Genomic DNA, 16,751 nt, shown 5'->3' with positions numbered 1-16,751 from the left:
AAACACTCAAGGAGAGTTTTAGATGCTCAAATTCTATTTCAACGGGTCGCCCAATCCGACCAAGGTTGCCCTTTTCCTTGAGGAAGCCGGCATTGCCTACGAACCGGTCGCCGTGGACACCCGCACCGGCGCGCAGTTCGCGCCCGACTATCTCGCACTCAATCCAAACGGCAAGGTGCCTGCGATCGATGACGGCGGCGTGAAGGTGTTCGACAGCAATGCCATCCTGCTCTATCTCGCCGAGAAGACCGGAAAATTTCTCCCCGAGAACACGCCGGCTAACCGCGCCGAACTTCTCTCTTGGCTGATGTTCGTGGCGACCGGCATCGGGCCGTTCTTCGGCCAGGCGGTTCACTTCAAGCATTTTGCGCCGGAGAAGATCGACTACGCCCACAATCGCTATCAGTACGAAGCCGAGCGTCATCTCTCGGTCCTGAACGATCGGCTTTCGAACCGCAAATATATGGTTGGCGATACCTACACCATCGTCGACATGGATGTCTGGGGCTGGGTGCGGATGACGAATTTCATCCTTGGCGATGAAGGCTTCGCCAAATTCCCGCACGTCAAGCGCCTCCACGACGAAATTTCCGCGCGTCCGGCGGCGGCGAAAGCCATCGCGCTGAAGGACGGCTTCAAGTGGAAGACCGAAATGGACGACGAAGCGCGGGGCAACATGTTCAAGCATCTCGGAACACGCGCGGCCTGATATCCACGTCTACTCATGAAATTGCGGCCCGGCGCGAATGTCTCGCCGGGCTGCGGCAAGTTTTCGATTGCCGGTCGGCGTGCTCCCGTGTCATCACGCCTCGAAAATAGAGGCCGGACATGACAATTCTCATCGCAGGCGGCGGCATTGGCGGACTGACGCTCGCACTCAGTCTTCACCAGATCGGTATTCCGTGCCGCATTTTTGAGAGCGTGAGCGAATTGAAACCCCTCGGCGTCGGGATCAATGTGCTGCCCCATGCCGTTCGCGAACTGACCGAGCTTGGCCTGCTCGACAAGCTGGAGGCCGCCGGTGTCCGGACAAAGGAACTGTCGTTCTTCTCGAAACACGGCAAGCCGATCTGGACCGAGTCGCGCGGGCTGGACGCCGGATACAAATGGCCGCAGATTTCGATTCACCGCGGCGTATTGCAGCAGATCTTGCTGGACACCGTCATCGAGCGTCTCGGTGCGGAAAACGTTCTCACCAGTCATCACCTTTCGGAATTCACCGACACGCCGGACGGCGTACGTGCGGAATTTCTGGACAAGGCGACGGGACAAAGTGCCGGAACGTATCAGGGCTCGCTGCTGATAGCAGCGGACGGCATCCACTCCGCAGTTCGGCAGAAGCTCTATCCGGCGGAAGGGGCGCCGATCTGGAACGGCCGCATCCTGTGGCGCGGCATCACCGAGAGCGACGCATTCCTCTCCGGCCGCACGATGATCATGGCGGGGCACGAGGTCCTGAAATTCGTCTGCTATCCGATTTCGAACGCCCCGCTGCCGAACGGAAAATTCAAGATCAACTGGATTGCGGAGCGTCTGCTGCCGCCGACCTATCAATGGCGGCGCGAGGATTACAACCGCACGGCCAAGCTCGACGAGTTTCTGCCGTGGTTCGAGGGCTGGACGTTCGACTGGCTCGATGTGCCGGCGCTGATCCGCAACTGCGCGCACGCCTATGAGTATCCGCTGGTCGATCGCGACCCGCTCGACCGCTGGACGTTTGGCAATGTCACCCTGCTGGGCGATGCTGCCCATCCGATGTATCCGATCGGCTCCAATGGCGCCTCGCAAGCTATCCTCGACGCCCGCGTGCTCACCCGCGAAATCCTCAATCACGGCGAGACGCCCGCGGCACTTGACGCTTATGAAGCCGAGCGCCGGCCAGCCACCACCGAACTCGTGAAGCTGAACCGCCGCAACGGTCCGGAACAGGTGATGCAACTGGTCGAGGAGCGGGCGCCGGACGGCTTCAATGTGGTGACAGATGTGCTGTCGCAGCAGGAGCTGGAAGACATCGCCAACACCTACAAACGCGTGGCGGGTTTTCAGGTCGATGCACTCAATGCAAAGCCACCGATTGTGCCGACGCCGGAAGCGCTAGTGTTCCGGTTCTGACATTCGTATCACCTCGCAGCAGGCACTTTACGAATGTCAGAACCAAAGGAACACTAGCAAATCCAAAACTCTAGTGTGGCTTTTGGCTCTGACGTTCCTTCGAAGAGTGCGCGGCAAAACTGAAAGGAACGTCAGAGCCGCCACACTAGTGCTATCGAGCGCGGGATAGTCAGCCACCAAACTCTATTCACCGAGCCCATGCGCAATCACTTTGCGCATGACGTTCGGCAACGCCTCGTCTTTCAGAGTCGCGATCGGCACCCAGCGCATGCCTTCGGGTGTGCGGGCTCGCGCCGGTACACTGGCGGTGTAAACGACGAGTTCCAGCGGAAAGTGGGTGAACACGTGAGTCACCACACCTACCTTGCGATGCCAGCGCGAGGCTCCTTTCAATAAGGGGGCCTGTTCAAGTGCGGCCTCATCCTCGTGACCGGCGAGCCATTCCGAGTTCGGAACTTCCGTCATGCCGCCGAGCAAACCTTTCTCAGGACGCGTGCGGACAAGAATCTCGTCGCCCCGCGTGACAACGAATGCAGCTCCGCGCCGCAGGTTGCCGCTTTTCTTCGGCGCCTTGCGCGGGAACGTCTCCTGATCGCCACGTTCGCGCGCGGCGCAATCGTCATTGAGCGGGCATAGCGCACACGCCGGCTTCTTCGGTGTGCAGATCGTCGCGCCCAAATCCATTAAAGCCTGCGCGCTGTCACCTGCGCGTGACTCCCAGAGCAATGTCGTGGCCAGCGTCTGGATTTGCGGTTTCGATTTCGGCAGCGGCTCTTCCACCGCAAACAGCCGCGACACCACGCGCTCGATATTGCCGTCCACCGGCATGGTGTGCCGGTCAAACGCAATGGCCGCGATGGCGGCTGCGGTGTAAGGGCCGATGCCCGGGAGAGCCCGCAAGCCCTCTTCGGTGTCGGGGAAAACACCGCCATGATCCCGCAACACGGTTGCGGCACAGGCGTGCAGATTGCGAGCCCGTGAGTAATAACCAAGCCCAGCCCACATCCGCAGCACGTCATCCAACGACGCGGCACCAAGCGCGGCGACGGTCGGCCAGCGTGCTGTGAATTTTTGAAAGTACGGACCCACGGCTTTCACCGTGGTTTGCTGCAGCATGATTTCCGAAAGCCAGACCCGATAGGGATCTTGCGTTTGGCCGGGCAGCGCGCGCCAGGGAAGCTGGCGGCGGTGGCGATCGTACCACGCAAGCAGCAACGCCCCGCGTCCGCTTCCGTTCGGCGATTTTTCCAGCGTTAGTGCGGTGGCTCTGACGTTCGTATCAATATTCACTGCTGGTCCATCATACGAATGTCAGAACCGGGACACTCGTTTGTTTCGCCGTCCGGCCATGCCTGCTACACTCATGCATCCTTGTAGGCACGACCATAGCCAATGAACAAGCCCGGCCCCCTTTTCGCCAAACCGTTGTCGGTGCTTCTCGGCCCGGCCCTGAAAGACGCGTTCGCCAAGCAAGGCTTCGCGTCGCGCGAACTGGTGACGCGCTGGTCGGACATCGTCGGCGCCCACGTCGGTGCGAATTCCGAACCGATGAAAATTCAATGGATCCGTCCTGTCGGGGACCAGCCGCCGGAGCCCGCCACATTGGTGCTGCGGGTCAACGGGCCAATGGCACTCGAAATCCAGCACACATCGGACGTGATTATTGAACGCGTAAACCGGTTTTTCGGCTGGAACGCGATTGGCCGGATCGCGCTCCGGCAGGCGCCATTGACCCGAAGGAGCCCGCGCAAGACCGCAAAGGGACCGGACGGGGCTACGGTCGCCAAGGTGGCATCTACGCTTTCTGAGGTCGAAGATGACAACCTGAGGGCGGCGCTGGCCCGTCTCGGCGCCTCGATCAAGCGAAATTGACGCGTGAGCCAACACCTGAAATTGCGGCCCGCCATTGCCACATTTGCCGTTTCAAGCTAGCGAACATCCGCATCAGGCGTGAGCTAGTGTCCCGGTTCTGACATTCGTATTGATTCGCGGTTAGCTCGTTTACGAATGTCAGAACCTAAGGGACACTAGCAAAAATAGGAATCTAGTGCGGTTTTGGATCTGACGTTCGTGTAATGGATCCGCGGTTACACCGATACGAACGTCAGATCCACCGCACTAGCGCCGTGCACCATATTTTTCTGGAGCAGACCGTTGAACATCACGCGCCGCACCTTTAACGCCGCCCTTGCCTTCACCGGCCTTGCCGCCGCGATCGGCCTGTCGCCATGGCAGCTCGTCAGCATGGCGAACGCGCAATCCGCCGAGGACCTCAACCAGCCGAGCCCGCTGGGCGACATGGCCCTGGGCTCGAAAGACGCTCCCGTCACGATCATCGAATACGCGTCGATGACCTGCCCGCACTGCGCCGCTTTCACCAATGAGGTATTCCCCAAGCTGAAATCGGAATACATCGATACCGGCAAAGTACGCTTCATTTTCCGCGAATTCCCGCTGGACCAGGTTGCGCTGGCAGCCTCGGCCCTCGCGCGCTGCGTCGCCAAGGATGATGCCCAGAAGTATTTCACGGTGGTCGAGATCCTGTTCAAGCAACAGAACGATCTCGCATCTGACGCACTCGGCACCATCAACCGCGTCGGCAAGCAGGCCGGGTTCAGCGAACAGATGATCAAGGATTGTGTTCAGGGCGACCCAAAGATCCAGAAGGGCATCCTGGATGTGCGCGAGCACGCCTACAGCAAGCTCAAGGTCAATTCGACACCGAGCTTCTTCGTCAATGGAACCCTGGTCAAGGGCGAGACCTCGCTGGAAGGTTTCGAAAAGCTGATCAAGCCTTTACTCAAGAGCTGATCCGGAACTAGCTAGTGTCCCGTCTCCGAATAACCGGTCGATTTGCGGCGTCTTCGCACGGTTATTCGGAGACGAAAGGACACTAGCAAAATCAAAATGCTAGTGTGGCTTTGGCTCAGAAGTCCGCGTTTCGCGCTCGCTGCACGAATGATGCGGACTTCTGAGCCGCCACACTAGGCCACGGAACCGCACCGTGGGCGGGAAAATCCTTTTAAAGCAAACTATTTTCGCCGAAATCCCTTGGGAAAAGCCCCTGGCCCAGGTTGCCCTCCGTGGCCAGCCTCGCCATTGTGCGGACAGTTCGAGACGCATACCGCGACTCAGATATGATGGATGGGCGTGCTACAGCCTTGTCCCGGCGGGTGAATTTCGCCCTGCCCAACGAGCATCGACAGCATGAAACTGACGCGTCTTCGCCTCCATGGCTTCAAATCTTTCGTTGAACCAACCGACTTTCTGATCGAACCCGGCCTCACCGGTGTCGTCGGTCCGAACGGCTGCGGCAAATCGAACCTCGTCGAGGCGCTGCGCTGGGTCATGGGCGAAACCTCGCACAAATCACTGCGCGCAACCGATATGGATTCCGTGATCTTTTCGGGATCGGGCAACCGCGCTGCACGCAACCATGCCGAAGTGACGATGACGGTCGACAATGCCGACCATACGCTACCTGCGGCCATGAACGAATTCGACATGCTGGATATTTCGCGCCGTATCGAGCGCGAAGCAGGTTCGGTCTATCGCATCAACGGCAAGGACGTTCGTGCTCGCGACGTGCAGATCATGTTCGCGGACGCCGCCACCGGTGCGCGTTCTCCTGCGCTCGTCCACCAAGGCAAGATCGGCGAAATCATCCAGGCCAAGCCGGAACAGCGCCGCCGCGTGCTGGAAGACGCAGCAGGTGTCGCCGGACTTCACGCACGGCGGCATGAAGCCGAACTGCGCCTCAAGGCCGCGGAAACCAATCTCTTGCGCGTCGAAGACGTGATCGGCCAGCTCGCCGGTCAGGTCGAAGGCCTGAAGAAGCAGGCGCGGCAGGCGATCCGCTATCGCGAGGTCGCAGCCAAGGTCCGCAAGGCCGAGGCGATGTTGTTTCACCTGCGTTGGATGCAGGCACACGCTGACGTGGCTGAAGCCGGCCGCACACATGAACTGAATGTCCGCGAACAGGCGGAGCGCGTACGCGAACAAGCCGAGTCGGCACGCATTCAGGCGATCCGTGCATCTGAACTGCCGAGCCTTCGCGAGGCGGAAGCGGGCGCGGCTGCGGGTCTGCAGCGGCTGACCAATGCCCGCGAAATGCTCGATCGCGAAGAAGCGCGCGCCAAGGAACGCGGCAGCGAGCTGGACCGCCGCTTGACACAGTTCGCCGGCGATATCGAACGCGAACAGCGCCAACTATCCGACGCCGATGTTGCGCTCGCCCGTCTCGAAACAGAAGACGTTGAGCTCAAGGAAGAGATCAAGTCGCGCGTCGAGAAGCGAAGTGGCGCCGATGAGCGCGTTTCCGAGGCGGAAGCCGTTCTGGCCGCAGCCGAGCGCACCTTCTCGGAATTGACCACTGCGCTGGCTGACGCCACCGCCAAGCGCAACCAGCTCGAAGCCAACGTCCGCACCCACCGCGATCGTCTGGCGCGGCTCGGTCAGGAAATCGCCAACGTCGAAGGCGAGATCGAAAAGCTCGCTGCGGAAACCGGCGGGCTTGGCGATATCGATGCGCTGGTGGCTGCTGTTGAAGCCGCCGAACAAAATCTCGCGGAATCTGAGGCCACCACGCAGGCGAGCGAAACCGCTCACGTGGATGCGCGAGCCCGCTTGGAGGCCTCGCGTGCGCCGCTCGCTGAAGCGGACAAGCGCGTGCAGCGCCTCGAGACTGAAGCCAAGACGATCTCCAAGCTCGTCATGGGCGAAACCAAGAATCTGTGGCCGCCGATCATTGATGGTGTCAGCGTCTCGAAGGGCTTTGAAAAGGCCCTCGGCGCAGCCCTCGGCGACGATCTCGACGCGCCGGTCGACGAAAGCGCACCCATGCGCTGGTCGAACCTCGGCGTCGTCCATGGCGATCCTTCGCTGCCGGATGGAGTCGAAGCGCTTGCCTCCCACGTGACCGCGCCGCCTGAACTGGCACGGCGTCTCGCCCAAATCGGCGTCGTCAGCCGCGAACGTGGTCCGCAGCTGGCCTCGAAGTTGAAGACCGGCCAGCGGCTGGTGTCGCCCGAGGGCGATCTGTGGCGCTGGGACGGTTTCGTCGCCGCAGCCCACGCCCCGACCGGTGCCGCGCGGCGTCTCGCGGAGCGTGCACGTCTCGTCGATATCGAAGCCGAACTCGGCCAGGCCCGGGCAGACGTCGTTGCCAAGCGTCAGGCGCTGGAAACCGCGGAAACCGAACTCAAGGCGGCAGCGGCCGCGGAAAGCGCATCGCGTGAAGCCGCACGGGCCGCGCAGCGCGAAGCCAACGCCGCGAAGGAACGTCACGCGGCGGCCGAGCGTGAGATCAGCCGTCACGCCACCCGCCGCTCCGCGCTCGACGAAGCCCACGCGCGCCTTGCAGCGGATCGCGCCGAAGTGGACGGCGCGCACGAAACCGCAGTCAGCGCCCTGGATGAACTGCCTGCGAGCGCCGAAACCGAAGAACGCCTCGGCGCCGCGCGCGCCGATATGGAAGGCCATCGCCGCATGGCCGCTCAGGTTCGCGCTGAAGCCCAGGCCCTTGCGCGTGAGGCTGAGCTCGCGGACCGTCGCGTACAGGCCATCCTCGCCGAGCGCAACGAATGGCAAAAGCGCAAAGAGAATGCGGCCTCGCAGGCGTCGACCATTGAAGCCCGCATCGTCGAACTGAAGAACGAGCGCGAAGAATTGGCGGAAGCGCCTGCATTCTTTGCCGAGAAGCGCCGCTCGATCATCAACGAGATTGAAGCCGCTCAGGACGAACGGCGCGTGGCCGCGGAAGCTCTCGCCAGCGCTGAAGCGATGATGGCGGAGACCGACCGCGAAGCCCGCGCATCGCTCGAGGCACTCTCCTCGGCGCGTGCGGCCTGTGCGCGTTCGGAAGAACGCATGGAAGGCACGCAACGCCGGCTGGAAGACATTGAGCGCGAAATTCGCGACATGCTGGAAGTTGAGCCGCATGGCGTCGCCGCCATGGCCGAGATCGAGCCCGGCGCAGAGCTGCCGCCGGTCGCAGACATCGAAGCCGATCTGGAAAAGCTCCGCCGCGACCGCGAGCGTCTTGGCGCCGTCAACCTGCGTGCCGAAGAAGAATTGCGCGAGGTCGAGGCTCAGCATGTGACGCTGACCACCGAGCGCGACGATCTCGTCGAAGCCATCAAGCGGCTTCGCCAGGGCATCCAGAGCCTCAACAAAGAAGCGCGTGAACGCCTGCTGACGTCGTTCGAAGTGGTCAATGGCCATTTCAAGCGCCTGTTCACCGAACTGTTCGGTGGCGGACAGGCCGAACTGCATCTGATCGAGAGCGACGATCCGCTGGAGGCTGGTCTTGAAATCATTGCCAAGCCGCCCGGCAAGAAGCCGCAGTCGCTGTCGCTGCTGTCCGGCGGTGAACAGGCCCTGACGGCGCTGGCGTTGATCTTCGCGGTGTTCCTCACCAATCCTTCACCGATCTGCGTGCTGGACGAAGTCGACGCGCCGCTCGACGACCACAACGTCGAGCGGTTCTGCAACCTGCTGCATGAGATGACCGGCTCGACCGATACCCGCTTCATCATCATCACCCACAACCCGATCACCATGGCCCGCATGAACCGGCTGTTCGGCGTCACCATGGCCGAGCGTGGCGTGTCGCAGCTGGTCTCCGTCGACCTCGACGGCGCGATGAAGGTTCTCGATCAAAACGTGGCATAATCCATTCAGGCCAGGACCGGCCTGAGGGTTCTCATGTCACCTGATCTCCCGCCAACGCTGAAAGTCGCTCTCGACCAAAAGGCCGAGGGCCTGTCGCGCAACGACGCGGCGCAGCGATCGGCGGCCATCTCGCAGACCTATCGCGGCGGCGGCGGCTCAAGCACAATCAAAAGCGAGACCGATGCACTGGCCTACGCGCTGGCGCGGATGCCTGCGACTTACGCAGCGGTTGCCGCGTCTCTGACAGCACTTGCAGACGTGCGGCCTGAATTCGCCCCCGAAAGCCTGCTCGACATCGGTGCGGGCCCGGGCACGGCGACGTGGGCTGCTGCAGAAGCCTTCACATCACTTCGCCAATTCACCTTGGTGGACGCCAACGCGGCACTGCGCGACCTCGCAATCGAGCTGACACGATCAAATCCACGTCTGTCCGCGATGCATTACGACAAGGGAGACGCTCGCAAGCTGGTCGATGAACAGCAACCGGCCGATTTTGTCGTTGCAAGCTACGTGATCAACGAGCTCAGCGACACTGAACGCGCAGCGCTTGCGGACGTCATGTGGTCCAAAGCACGCGACACCCTTCTGATCGTCGAGCCCGGCACGCCGGCGGGATATGCGCGCATCATCGATGTCCGCGCGCGATTGATCGCACAAGGCGCGCATGTCATCGCACCGTGTCCGCATGACGCTGCATGTCCGCTGGTTGCGCCGGACTGGTGTCACTTTTCCCAACGTCTCTCACGCTCACGCACACACAAGCATCTCAAGGGTGCAGACCTTCCCTACGAGGACGAACGCTTCAGCTACGTCGTCCTGTCACGATCGCCTCTGCATCAACGTCCATCACGCGTCTTGGCGGAGCCGCAGGTGACGAAGATCGCGGTGACCGCAAAGCTCTGCACGGCTGAAGGGGTGGACATCGCAAATATTCCGCACCGGAACAAAGAATCCTACAAACGAGCCAAGCGATGGCGCTGGGGCGACGCCGTCTCGCGTTAACAGCAAGACGTGGGCCCACAAAGGCAAGCCGCTCTACACCTTCGTCAGGACACCAAGCCGGGTGACACCGTCGGCGACCGCTTCCTCAACGGCGCATGGCACATCGCCAAGCCTTAATCGGAAAGCCTTGATTTCTGGATCGGCACTCGCCTTCCAAATCCCCCTCCGGAAAAGGGGCGGGATTTTCTTTAGATTCTTGTTTTGACGCGTTTTTGTCTGTTCCCGAAACGCTATCCGTTCGTGAACCTTTTTGCCCTCGAAGCCGACATATCGGGAACAGACAGCCTGCCGCCCGTCGCAATAATCGTCTACGGTGCGACCGTCAGTTGTCCTTCAAGGAGCTTTCCCCAATGTCGTCCGGCTGGATTTTACTTGGTATCGTCGTCGCCCTCGCACTGTTTGTGTTTGCCGCCTACAACCGCCTTGTCGCCCTGTCGCAGCGGGTCTCGCAGGCCTTTGCTGATATCGACGTACAACTCAAGCAGCGCCATGACCTGATCCCGAACCTGGTTGAAACGGTGAAGGGTTATGCCTCGCACGAACGCGGCACGCTGGATGACGTCATCAAGGCGCGCAATTCGGCCATGTCAGCCCAAGGACCCGCTCAGGTGTCCGCCGCGGAAAACCAGCTCAGCGGCGCGCTCGGCCGTCTGATCGCGTTATCGGAGGCCTATCCCGACCTCAAGGCCAACACCAATTTTCAGCAGTTGCAGACCGAACTTTCCGACATCGAAAACAAGATCGCCGCCAGCCGCCGCTTCTTCAACAACGCCGTCCAGGAATACAACACCGGAATCCGGCAGCTCCCTGCCGCCTTGTTTGCAGGCGCGCTCGGCTTCACGCGCAAGGATTTCTTCGACCTCGGCGAGCAGCGCGGGCAACTCGAACAGGCGCCCTCGGTCAAGTTCTGACCGCCGGTTAACTGATCGCGCACGGGCAGCTCACCATGGCCGCGTATGGTCTCTACACGCACATTGCATCGAACAAGTTTCGTTCGATGCTGTTGCTCGGCGGGTTGTTCCTGCTGGTCTATGTGATGGTGTTTGCCGGCGGCCTGATCGCGGAAGTCGTGGTCAACAGCAACCGGCCGTTTGACGACTACATCATCCTGGCCGGCCGCGACCTCCTCAAGGCCCTTCCCTTTGCAACTGCCGGCGCCGGGCTCTGGATCGTCATCGCCTATTTCTTCAACCAGCAGATCATCGACGCCGTCACCGGCGGCCGCGATGTCACGCGGCAGGATCAACCCCGCCTCTACAACACCCTTGAGAATCTGTGCATCTCGCGCGGCATCCCAATGCCGAAGCTCAAGGTGATCGACACTCCGGCGCTCAATGCTTTCGCGAGCGGCCTGAACCGGCGGCAGTATTCCATCACGGTGACGACCGGCCTATTGAGCGCTCTGAACGATCATGAGATCGAGGCGGTGCTGGGCCACGAACTCACGCACATCCGCAACGGCGACGTGCAGCTCATGGTCGTCGCCGTCATCATCGCCGGTGTCATCGGCTTTTTCGCGGAATTGTTCTTCCGCATGTTCTTCAACTCCGGCTGGCGCTTCGGCGGCGGGCGCTCGTCGTCCTCGTCCGACAACGACCGCAAGGGCGGCGGCGCCTTCGCCGTGATCCTGCTTGCGGTCGTCCTGATCGGTCTTGCCTGGGGATTGTCGCTTGTGGTTCGGTTTGCCCTCTCCCGCTCGCGCGAATTTCTGGCGGACGCGGGTTCGGTCGAACTCACCAAGGATCCGGACGCCATGATTTCGGCGCTGCGCAAGATCGAAGGCCGCGGCGAGCTGCCGGGCGGGACATCTGCCGTGATGGAGATGTGCGTCGACAACCCGCGTGAGGGCTTTGCTGACCTGTTTGCCACCCATCCTTCCATCGAGGCGCGGGTGAAGGCGCTGGTGCAATACGCCGGCGGCCACGATCCGGGCCCACTGTCCCTTTCGGCTCCCGATATTGAAGCCGACACCGAGCCTACTGCTTCCCAACCGGACCAGGCTACGTCCCCGCCTGCCGGACCTTGGGGTTCCGGCCCGACGACGAGCGCCTCAATCCCGCCTGCAGGCCCGTGGGGACCGCATTGACGCAATAAAACCCGCCGTGTTCCCCCGCTGCCGGGCCCCTCAGGGGAAAGCGGTGGGATTTGTACGAACTACCGGTGTCAAGAATTGAATTATCCCTTGTTTCTGCCATGTTCCGGCTGAAAGCAGGGCAAGAGAATGGACCGAACGGGGCGACCCGAATCTGGGCGGTCACACACTCAAAAACGTTTCGAAGTCGACCATCGCGTGAGTCTGGAGTTCTTCCTTCCAAATTCATTGTGATCTGACTCCGCCGGCTCCACCGGCGGCGACTAAGCGCATAAAGGGACATCATGGCGAAGCCGGCGGTCATCGTAGTGGGTGCAGACAAGGGCGGGGTTGGCAAGACCACCGTCTCGCGCACCGTTTTGGACTATTTCAACGCAAACAACGTGACGACGCGCGCGTTCGACACGGAATCCCCGCGGGGTACGCTGAAGCGTTTCCACCCGGACATCACCGAGATCGTCGATGTGACCACCACATCCGATCAGATGAAAATCTTCGACACGCTGAACTCATCCGGGAACAGCGTCACGGTGATCGACGTCCGCGCAGGTCTGCTGTCGCCGACCCTCGCCTCGCTGCGCGATATCGGTTTTCTCGACGCCGCCAAGTCTGGCCAGATCACCTTCGCCGTGTTTCATATACTCGGACCGTCGATCGCCTCGCTCGATGAAATCGCCGAGACCGCGAACTTCATGGACAGTGCGCGTTATTTCCTGGTGAAGAACTTCATCAACAACACGAGCTTCTTCGAGTGGGATCAGGCGACCTACAACTCCTATTTCCACAAGATCAAGAACGCGACCGAACTGACCATCCCGAAGCTGAACGAGATGGCCTACGAACAGGTCGAAGTCGCGTCGGTGCCGTTCCTCAAGTTCGTCGCCAACAAGGGCACGCGTGACGAGCCCGCGAACTATTCGTTCGTGTTGCGCGGCTATGTTCGCCACTGGCTTGGCAACGTCTGGGGCGAGTTCGATCGCATCAAGCTGACCGAGATCGTCGGCTCCAAAGACAAGCCCGCGATGAAGCCGACCGGCGAGATCTGATACCGGACGTCGCACCGATGCGCCGCACGCCTGTCTACATTGTCTGTTCCCCGCGACCGGCTGTAGGCAAGACCATGATCGCGCGGCTGCTCACGGAGTTCCTGCTGCTGCAGCGCGGTTCGGTTGCGGCGTTCGATATCAATCTGCGTGAGCCGTCGCTGCTCGACTACCTGCCGAACGTGACGGAGACCGCCCGGATCGACGACACGTTCGGCCAGATGGCGCTGATGGATCGGTTGATTGCCAATGACGGCATCGCCAAGGTCGTCGATCTCGGGTTCCACGCCTTCGACGACTTCTACCGGCTGATCGGCCAAATCGGATTCATGAAGGAAGCCGATCGCCGCGGCGTCGAGCCGATTGTCCTCTTCGTTGCCGACCGCGACCGCACCTCGGAGAATGCCTGGGCCATGCTGCGGTCAGAGCTGCCGAGGGGCGCCTTGATGGGCGTGGACAATGAGCAGGTGCTCTACGGCGACGTGCCAAAGACTTACGCAGGGCAGCGGATGTTGCGGATCGCGGCGCTACCCGCATTTCTCAAATCGATCATCAACAGGATGAACTTTTCCTTCACGCGCTTCCTGCGTGACAACCAGAGTTCATCCTCCGAACTCTCGCAGTGGATCAAGACCAACTACACGCGTTTCCGCGAGATCGAGCTGAATCTGATCCTGCACAAACTGTGACGATGTCGCGGGCGCTGTAGTGGAGTGGATTTGACATTCGCTCGCTACTCGGCAGCGAGTTCGTCAAGCGAATGTCAAATCCAAAGCTCCACTAGAAACTTATATTTGCTAGTGGTCCTTTAATTCTAACATTCGCAAGAGGTGCCTGCTGAAACGGTATGCGAATGTTAGAATTGGACCACTAGTGCCCGTCGAACGTCATCAGCGTGCGCACCGGCACATTCATCGCCCGCAGCTTGGCCGCGCCGCCGAGCTCCGGCAGGTCAACGATGAAGCATGCAGCAACGACCTCCGCGCCAATCTGGCGCAGCAGCTTCACTGCCCCCTCCGCCGTGCCGCCGGTCGCGATCAGATCATCGATCAGGATGACGCGCTCGCCGGGTTTGACAGCATCGGCATGCATTTCCATTTCGTCGATGCCATATTCGAGCGAGTAGGCAATCCGCACCGTCGTATGCGGCAGCTTGCCCTTCTTGCGGATCGGCACGAAGCCGGCCGACACCTGATGCGCCACCGCGCCGCCGAGGATAAAGCCGCGCGCTTCCATGCCGGCAACCTTGTCGATCTTCGATCCGGCCCAAGGCTGCACCAATTCATCGACCGCACGGCGAAACGCCCACGCATTGCCGAGCAGCGTGGTGATATCGCGAAAGATGATGCCGGGCTTCGGGTAGTCCGGAATGGCGCGAACGGTGGCTTTCAAGTCAGTCTCGAGAGTCATCATCTTTTCTTTCAATCCATTCACGCGTCAGTTCACTGACCCAGTCGGAACGCGTTCTCGACAATCCGAAGCCCGATATTACCTTCCAGCGACATCAGCGATTCCGGATGGAATTGCACACCACCGACCGGCAGCGTCTTATGCTCGATCGCCATGGCGATGCCGTCATCGGTGCTTGCGGTGACCTGCAGCACATCCGGCATGCCCTCGCGCTCGACATAGAGCGAGTGATAGCGGCCGATCACCACCTCGTTCGGCAGATTGCCCATCAGCGTGCCGCCGCGCACCTGAACGCGTGAAGGCCGGCCATGGGCAGGCTGAGCCAACTGCCCGAGCTTGCCGCCAAAATACTCGCCGATCGCCTGCACACCGAGACAGACGCCAAACACCGGCATCTTCTTCTGAATGGCCGCATCGATGAAGTTGGAAATGCCGAAATCCTCCGGCCGGCCGGGCCCCGGCGACAGCACCAGGAGATCGTAGTTTTCCTTCTTCATCATCTCGAGCGCATGGGTGTGCCGCGTGACGCTGACGTCCGCACCGACCTGGCGGAAGTAATCGGCAAGCATGTGCACGAAGGAATCTTCGTGATCGATCAGCAACACTTTTTTACCCGAACCCGTGGCATCGGGCGCGAAAGCCGACAGCGGCTTCGGCGGATCGCCGCGCAGCGCATGGAACAGCGCTGCAGCCTTGGTCTGGCATTCCTTTTCTTCGGCCACCGGATCGGAGTCGAACAGCAACGTCGCGCCGACGCGCACTTCAGCAAGCCCATCCTTCATGCGGATAGTGCGGATGGTCAGGCCGGTATTGATGCTGCCATCGAACCCGAGGAAGCCGAGGGCGCCGGCGTACCAGCGCCGCGAGGACCGCTCGTGATCTTCGACGAACTGCATCGCCCACAGCTTCGGCGCACCGGTCACGGTGACGGCCCAGGCATGGGTGAGGAAACCATCGAGTGCATCGAAACCGGGACGCAGCATGCCCTCGACATGATCGACGGTATGGAACAGCTTCGAGTAGGTCTCGATCTGCCGGCGCGCCAGCACCTTGATCGACCCCGGCACGCAAACACGCGCCTTGTCGTTGCGATCGACGTCCGTGCACATGTTGAGCTCGAATTCGTCCTTCTGCGAATTCAAGAGTTCGCGAATCTGCTCCGCATCGCCGATGGCATCCGCGCCGCGCGCGATGGTGCCTGAAATCGGACAAGTCTCGATCCGCTTGCCGTCGGAGCGCACGAACATTTCCGGCGACGCCGCCACCAGGAATTCGCCGTCACCGAGGTTGATCAGCGCGCCGTAAGGCGACGGGTTGATCCTGCACAACCGCTGGAACACTTCCGCAGGCGTACGCTCACACGGCTCGGCGAACAATTGGCCGGGCACCGCCTCGAACAGATCGCCACGTGCGAAGGCCTGACGGGCGACTTCGACTGTCGCCTGATAGTCGCCCGGCGCGTGATCGGCGAAGCCCTTGCGGCCGGTTTTCGCGTAAACGCTGTCCGGTGTCTCGCGCGGGAGGTCCTTGGTGGACTGTCCCTTCCAGCCGAATTCGTAAGAGAGAATGACGCCGCGGCCGGTCGCGCGGTCATAGGCCAGCAGCCGGTCCGGCACGTAGAGCACGATGTCGCGCTGGTCAGAGTCGCGGGCGCGCTTCTGCACCAGATCCTCGAACTGGAAGACGAGGTCGTAAGCAAAGGCGCCGAACAGGCCAAGCAGCGGATCATTGTTCGAGCTGAAGCTCGCGATGATCGCACGCACCAGCGACATCATGGAAGCACGGCGGGTGCGCTGGTCCTCATTCACCGGCGCATCACCGCGCACGATATGCCCCTTGAGGCGTGCCGCGCTCTTTTCAGTGATGACGGCGCTGGGCTCGTTCAGGGTTTCCGCGAGAAATGCCAACAACACCTTGCCGCGTTCGTTAAGCGGCTCGATGAGGAAATCCGTTCCAACCGATTCCAGCCGCAGCGGCGGGTCGGCAAATCCGAGATCGAAGCTTTCATAGCGGCCGGGGACCGTCGTACCGGATGACAGCACCACGCCACGCCGGCTATCCAGCCGTTCGATCAAGCGGTCGAGCGCCGCGCCGCCGGTGAAATGTTCGACGGATCGCGAGACCTCGAGGCCTCGAACCGTCTGATAATCACTGTGCGCGGGGAGCGAGAAAAGTGTCCTGTTCATGCTGTCCTCTTACGAAACTTGCTGGAGGAACGCCACACAGGACAAACGAAAAAGGCCGTCGCTCTGCGATGACGGCCTCGACGATTGAATAAAACAGATCGCACCGGCCACCTTAGAAGGTGGGCCACCAAAGACGGGCTGGCTGGGACACGGTGTTCATGGCTGGCAAAACATCACCCGGAACGCGGGATGTCAAGGGGGAGGCTAGTGTCCCGATTCCGAAGTTCGCACAGG

At 61.1% G+C, this 16,751-nt stretch carries 13 protein-coding genes; 10 read left to right on the top strand and 3 right to left on the bottom strand.

Annotation, left to right across the window (positions count from 1 at the left end; genetic code table 11):
• Nucleotides 1–22 precede the first annotated feature (22 nt).
• Nucleotides 23–709 carry a glutathione S-transferase family protein gene (locus ACP0KA_RS15015; protein ID WP_424629549.1) on the top strand — a complete coding sequence of 229 codons (687 nt, stop codon included), beginning with the start codon at nucleotides 23–25 and terminating at the stop codon, nucleotides 707–709.
• A gap of 119 nt (nucleotides 710–828) precedes the next feature.
• Entirely contained in the window at nucleotides 829–2,112 is a 1,284-nt protein-coding gene (locus ACP0KA_RS15010) for a flavin-dependent oxidoreductase (protein WP_424629548.1), read from the top strand.
• Nucleotides 2,113–2,295: 183 nt separating this feature from the next.
• Here the strand turns inward: ACP0KA_RS15010 and mutY are convergent, their stop codons facing one another.
• Complete coding sequence (gene mutY, locus ACP0KA_RS15005; protein WP_424631613.1) at nucleotides 2,296–3,396, bottom strand: A/G-specific adenine glycosylase; 1,101 nt, start codon at nucleotides 3,394–3,396, stop codon at nucleotides 2,296–2,298.
• 108 nt (nucleotides 3,397–3,504) lie between these two features.
• On the opposite strand from mutY, the gene ACP0KA_RS15000 reads away from it, so the two are divergent.
• The 8 genes from ACP0KA_RS15000 to ACP0KA_RS14965 all read left to right on the top strand — a co-directional run bounded on the left by ACP0KA_RS15000 (nucleotide 3,505) and on the right by ACP0KA_RS14965 (nucleotide 13,610).
• Nucleotides 3,505–3,984 carry a DUF721 domain-containing protein gene (locus tag ACP0KA_RS15000; protein ID WP_424629547.1) on the top strand — a complete coding sequence of 160 codons (480 nt, stop codon included), beginning with the start codon at nucleotides 3,505–3,507 and terminating at the stop codon, nucleotides 3,982–3,984.
• Between the two features lie 282 nt (nucleotides 3,985–4,266).
• Nucleotides 4,267–4,923: a DsbA family protein gene (locus ACP0KA_RS14995; RefSeq protein ID WP_424629546.1), complete on the top strand. Its 657-nt coding sequence runs from the start codon at nucleotides 4,267–4,269 to the stop codon at nucleotides 4,921–4,923.
• 396 nt (nucleotides 4,924–5,319) lie between these two features.
• Nucleotides 5,320–8,784 (top strand): chromosome segregation protein SMC, encoded by a 3,465-nt coding sequence (gene smc / locus ACP0KA_RS14990; protein WP_424629545.1) that lies wholly within the window; start codon nucleotides 5,320–5,322, stop codon nucleotides 8,782–8,784.
• Nucleotides 8,785–8,817: 33 nt separating this feature from the next.
• Nucleotides 8,818–9,786, top strand: coding sequence for a small ribosomal subunit Rsm22 family protein (locus tag ACP0KA_RS14985; protein ID WP_424629544.1), 969 nt, complete (start codon nucleotides 8,818–8,820; stop codon nucleotides 9,784–9,786).
• A 350-nt stretch (nucleotides 9,787–10,136) separates the two neighbouring features.
• Nucleotides 10,137–10,697, top strand: a complete 561-nt coding sequence (locus ACP0KA_RS14980; protein ID WP_424629543.1) for a LemA family protein — start codon at nucleotides 10,137–10,139, stop codon at nucleotides 10,695–10,697.
• A gap of 35 nt (nucleotides 10,698–10,732) precedes the next feature.
• Complete coding sequence (locus tag ACP0KA_RS14975) at nucleotides 10,733–11,872, top strand: M48 family metallopeptidase (RefSeq protein WP_424629542.1); 1,140 nt, start codon at nucleotides 10,733–10,735, stop codon at nucleotides 11,870–11,872.
• A 290-nt stretch (nucleotides 11,873–12,162) separates the two neighbouring features.
• Nucleotides 12,163–12,924: a hypothetical protein gene (locus ACP0KA_RS14970; protein WP_424629541.1), complete on the top strand. Its 762-nt coding sequence runs from the start codon at nucleotides 12,163–12,165 to the stop codon at nucleotides 12,922–12,924.
• Nucleotides 12,925–12,941: 17 nt separating this feature from the next.
• Nucleotides 12,942–13,610 (top strand): hypothetical protein, encoded by a 669-nt coding sequence (locus ACP0KA_RS14965; RefSeq protein ID WP_424629540.1) that lies wholly within the window; start codon nucleotides 12,942–12,944, stop codon nucleotides 13,608–13,610.
• Between the two features lie 181 nt (nucleotides 13,611–13,791).
• Here the strand turns inward: ACP0KA_RS14965 and ACP0KA_RS14960 are convergent, their stop codons facing one another.
• Nucleotides 13,792–14,331: an adenine phosphoribosyltransferase gene (locus ACP0KA_RS14960; protein WP_424629539.1), complete on the bottom strand. Its 540-nt coding sequence runs from the start codon at nucleotides 14,329–14,331 to the stop codon at nucleotides 13,792–13,794.
• A gap of 32 nt (nucleotides 14,332–14,363) precedes the next feature.
• Nucleotides 14,364–16,517 carry an anthranilate synthase component I gene (locus tag ACP0KA_RS14955; protein WP_424629538.1) on the bottom strand — a complete coding sequence of 718 codons (2,154 nt, stop codon included), beginning with the start codon at nucleotides 16,515–16,517 and terminating at the stop codon, nucleotides 14,364–14,366.
• Nucleotides 16,518–16,751 lie beyond the last annotated feature (234 nt).

It is taken from the genome of Bradyrhizobium sp. SYSU BS000235 (assembly GCF_049747295.1).
Lineage (GTDB): Bacteria > Pseudomonadota > Alphaproteobacteria > Rhizobiales > Xanthobacteraceae > Afipia.
The sequence above is the reverse complement of the archived record's forward strand: the minus strand, read 5'-3'. Positions and strand labels throughout refer to the sequence as shown.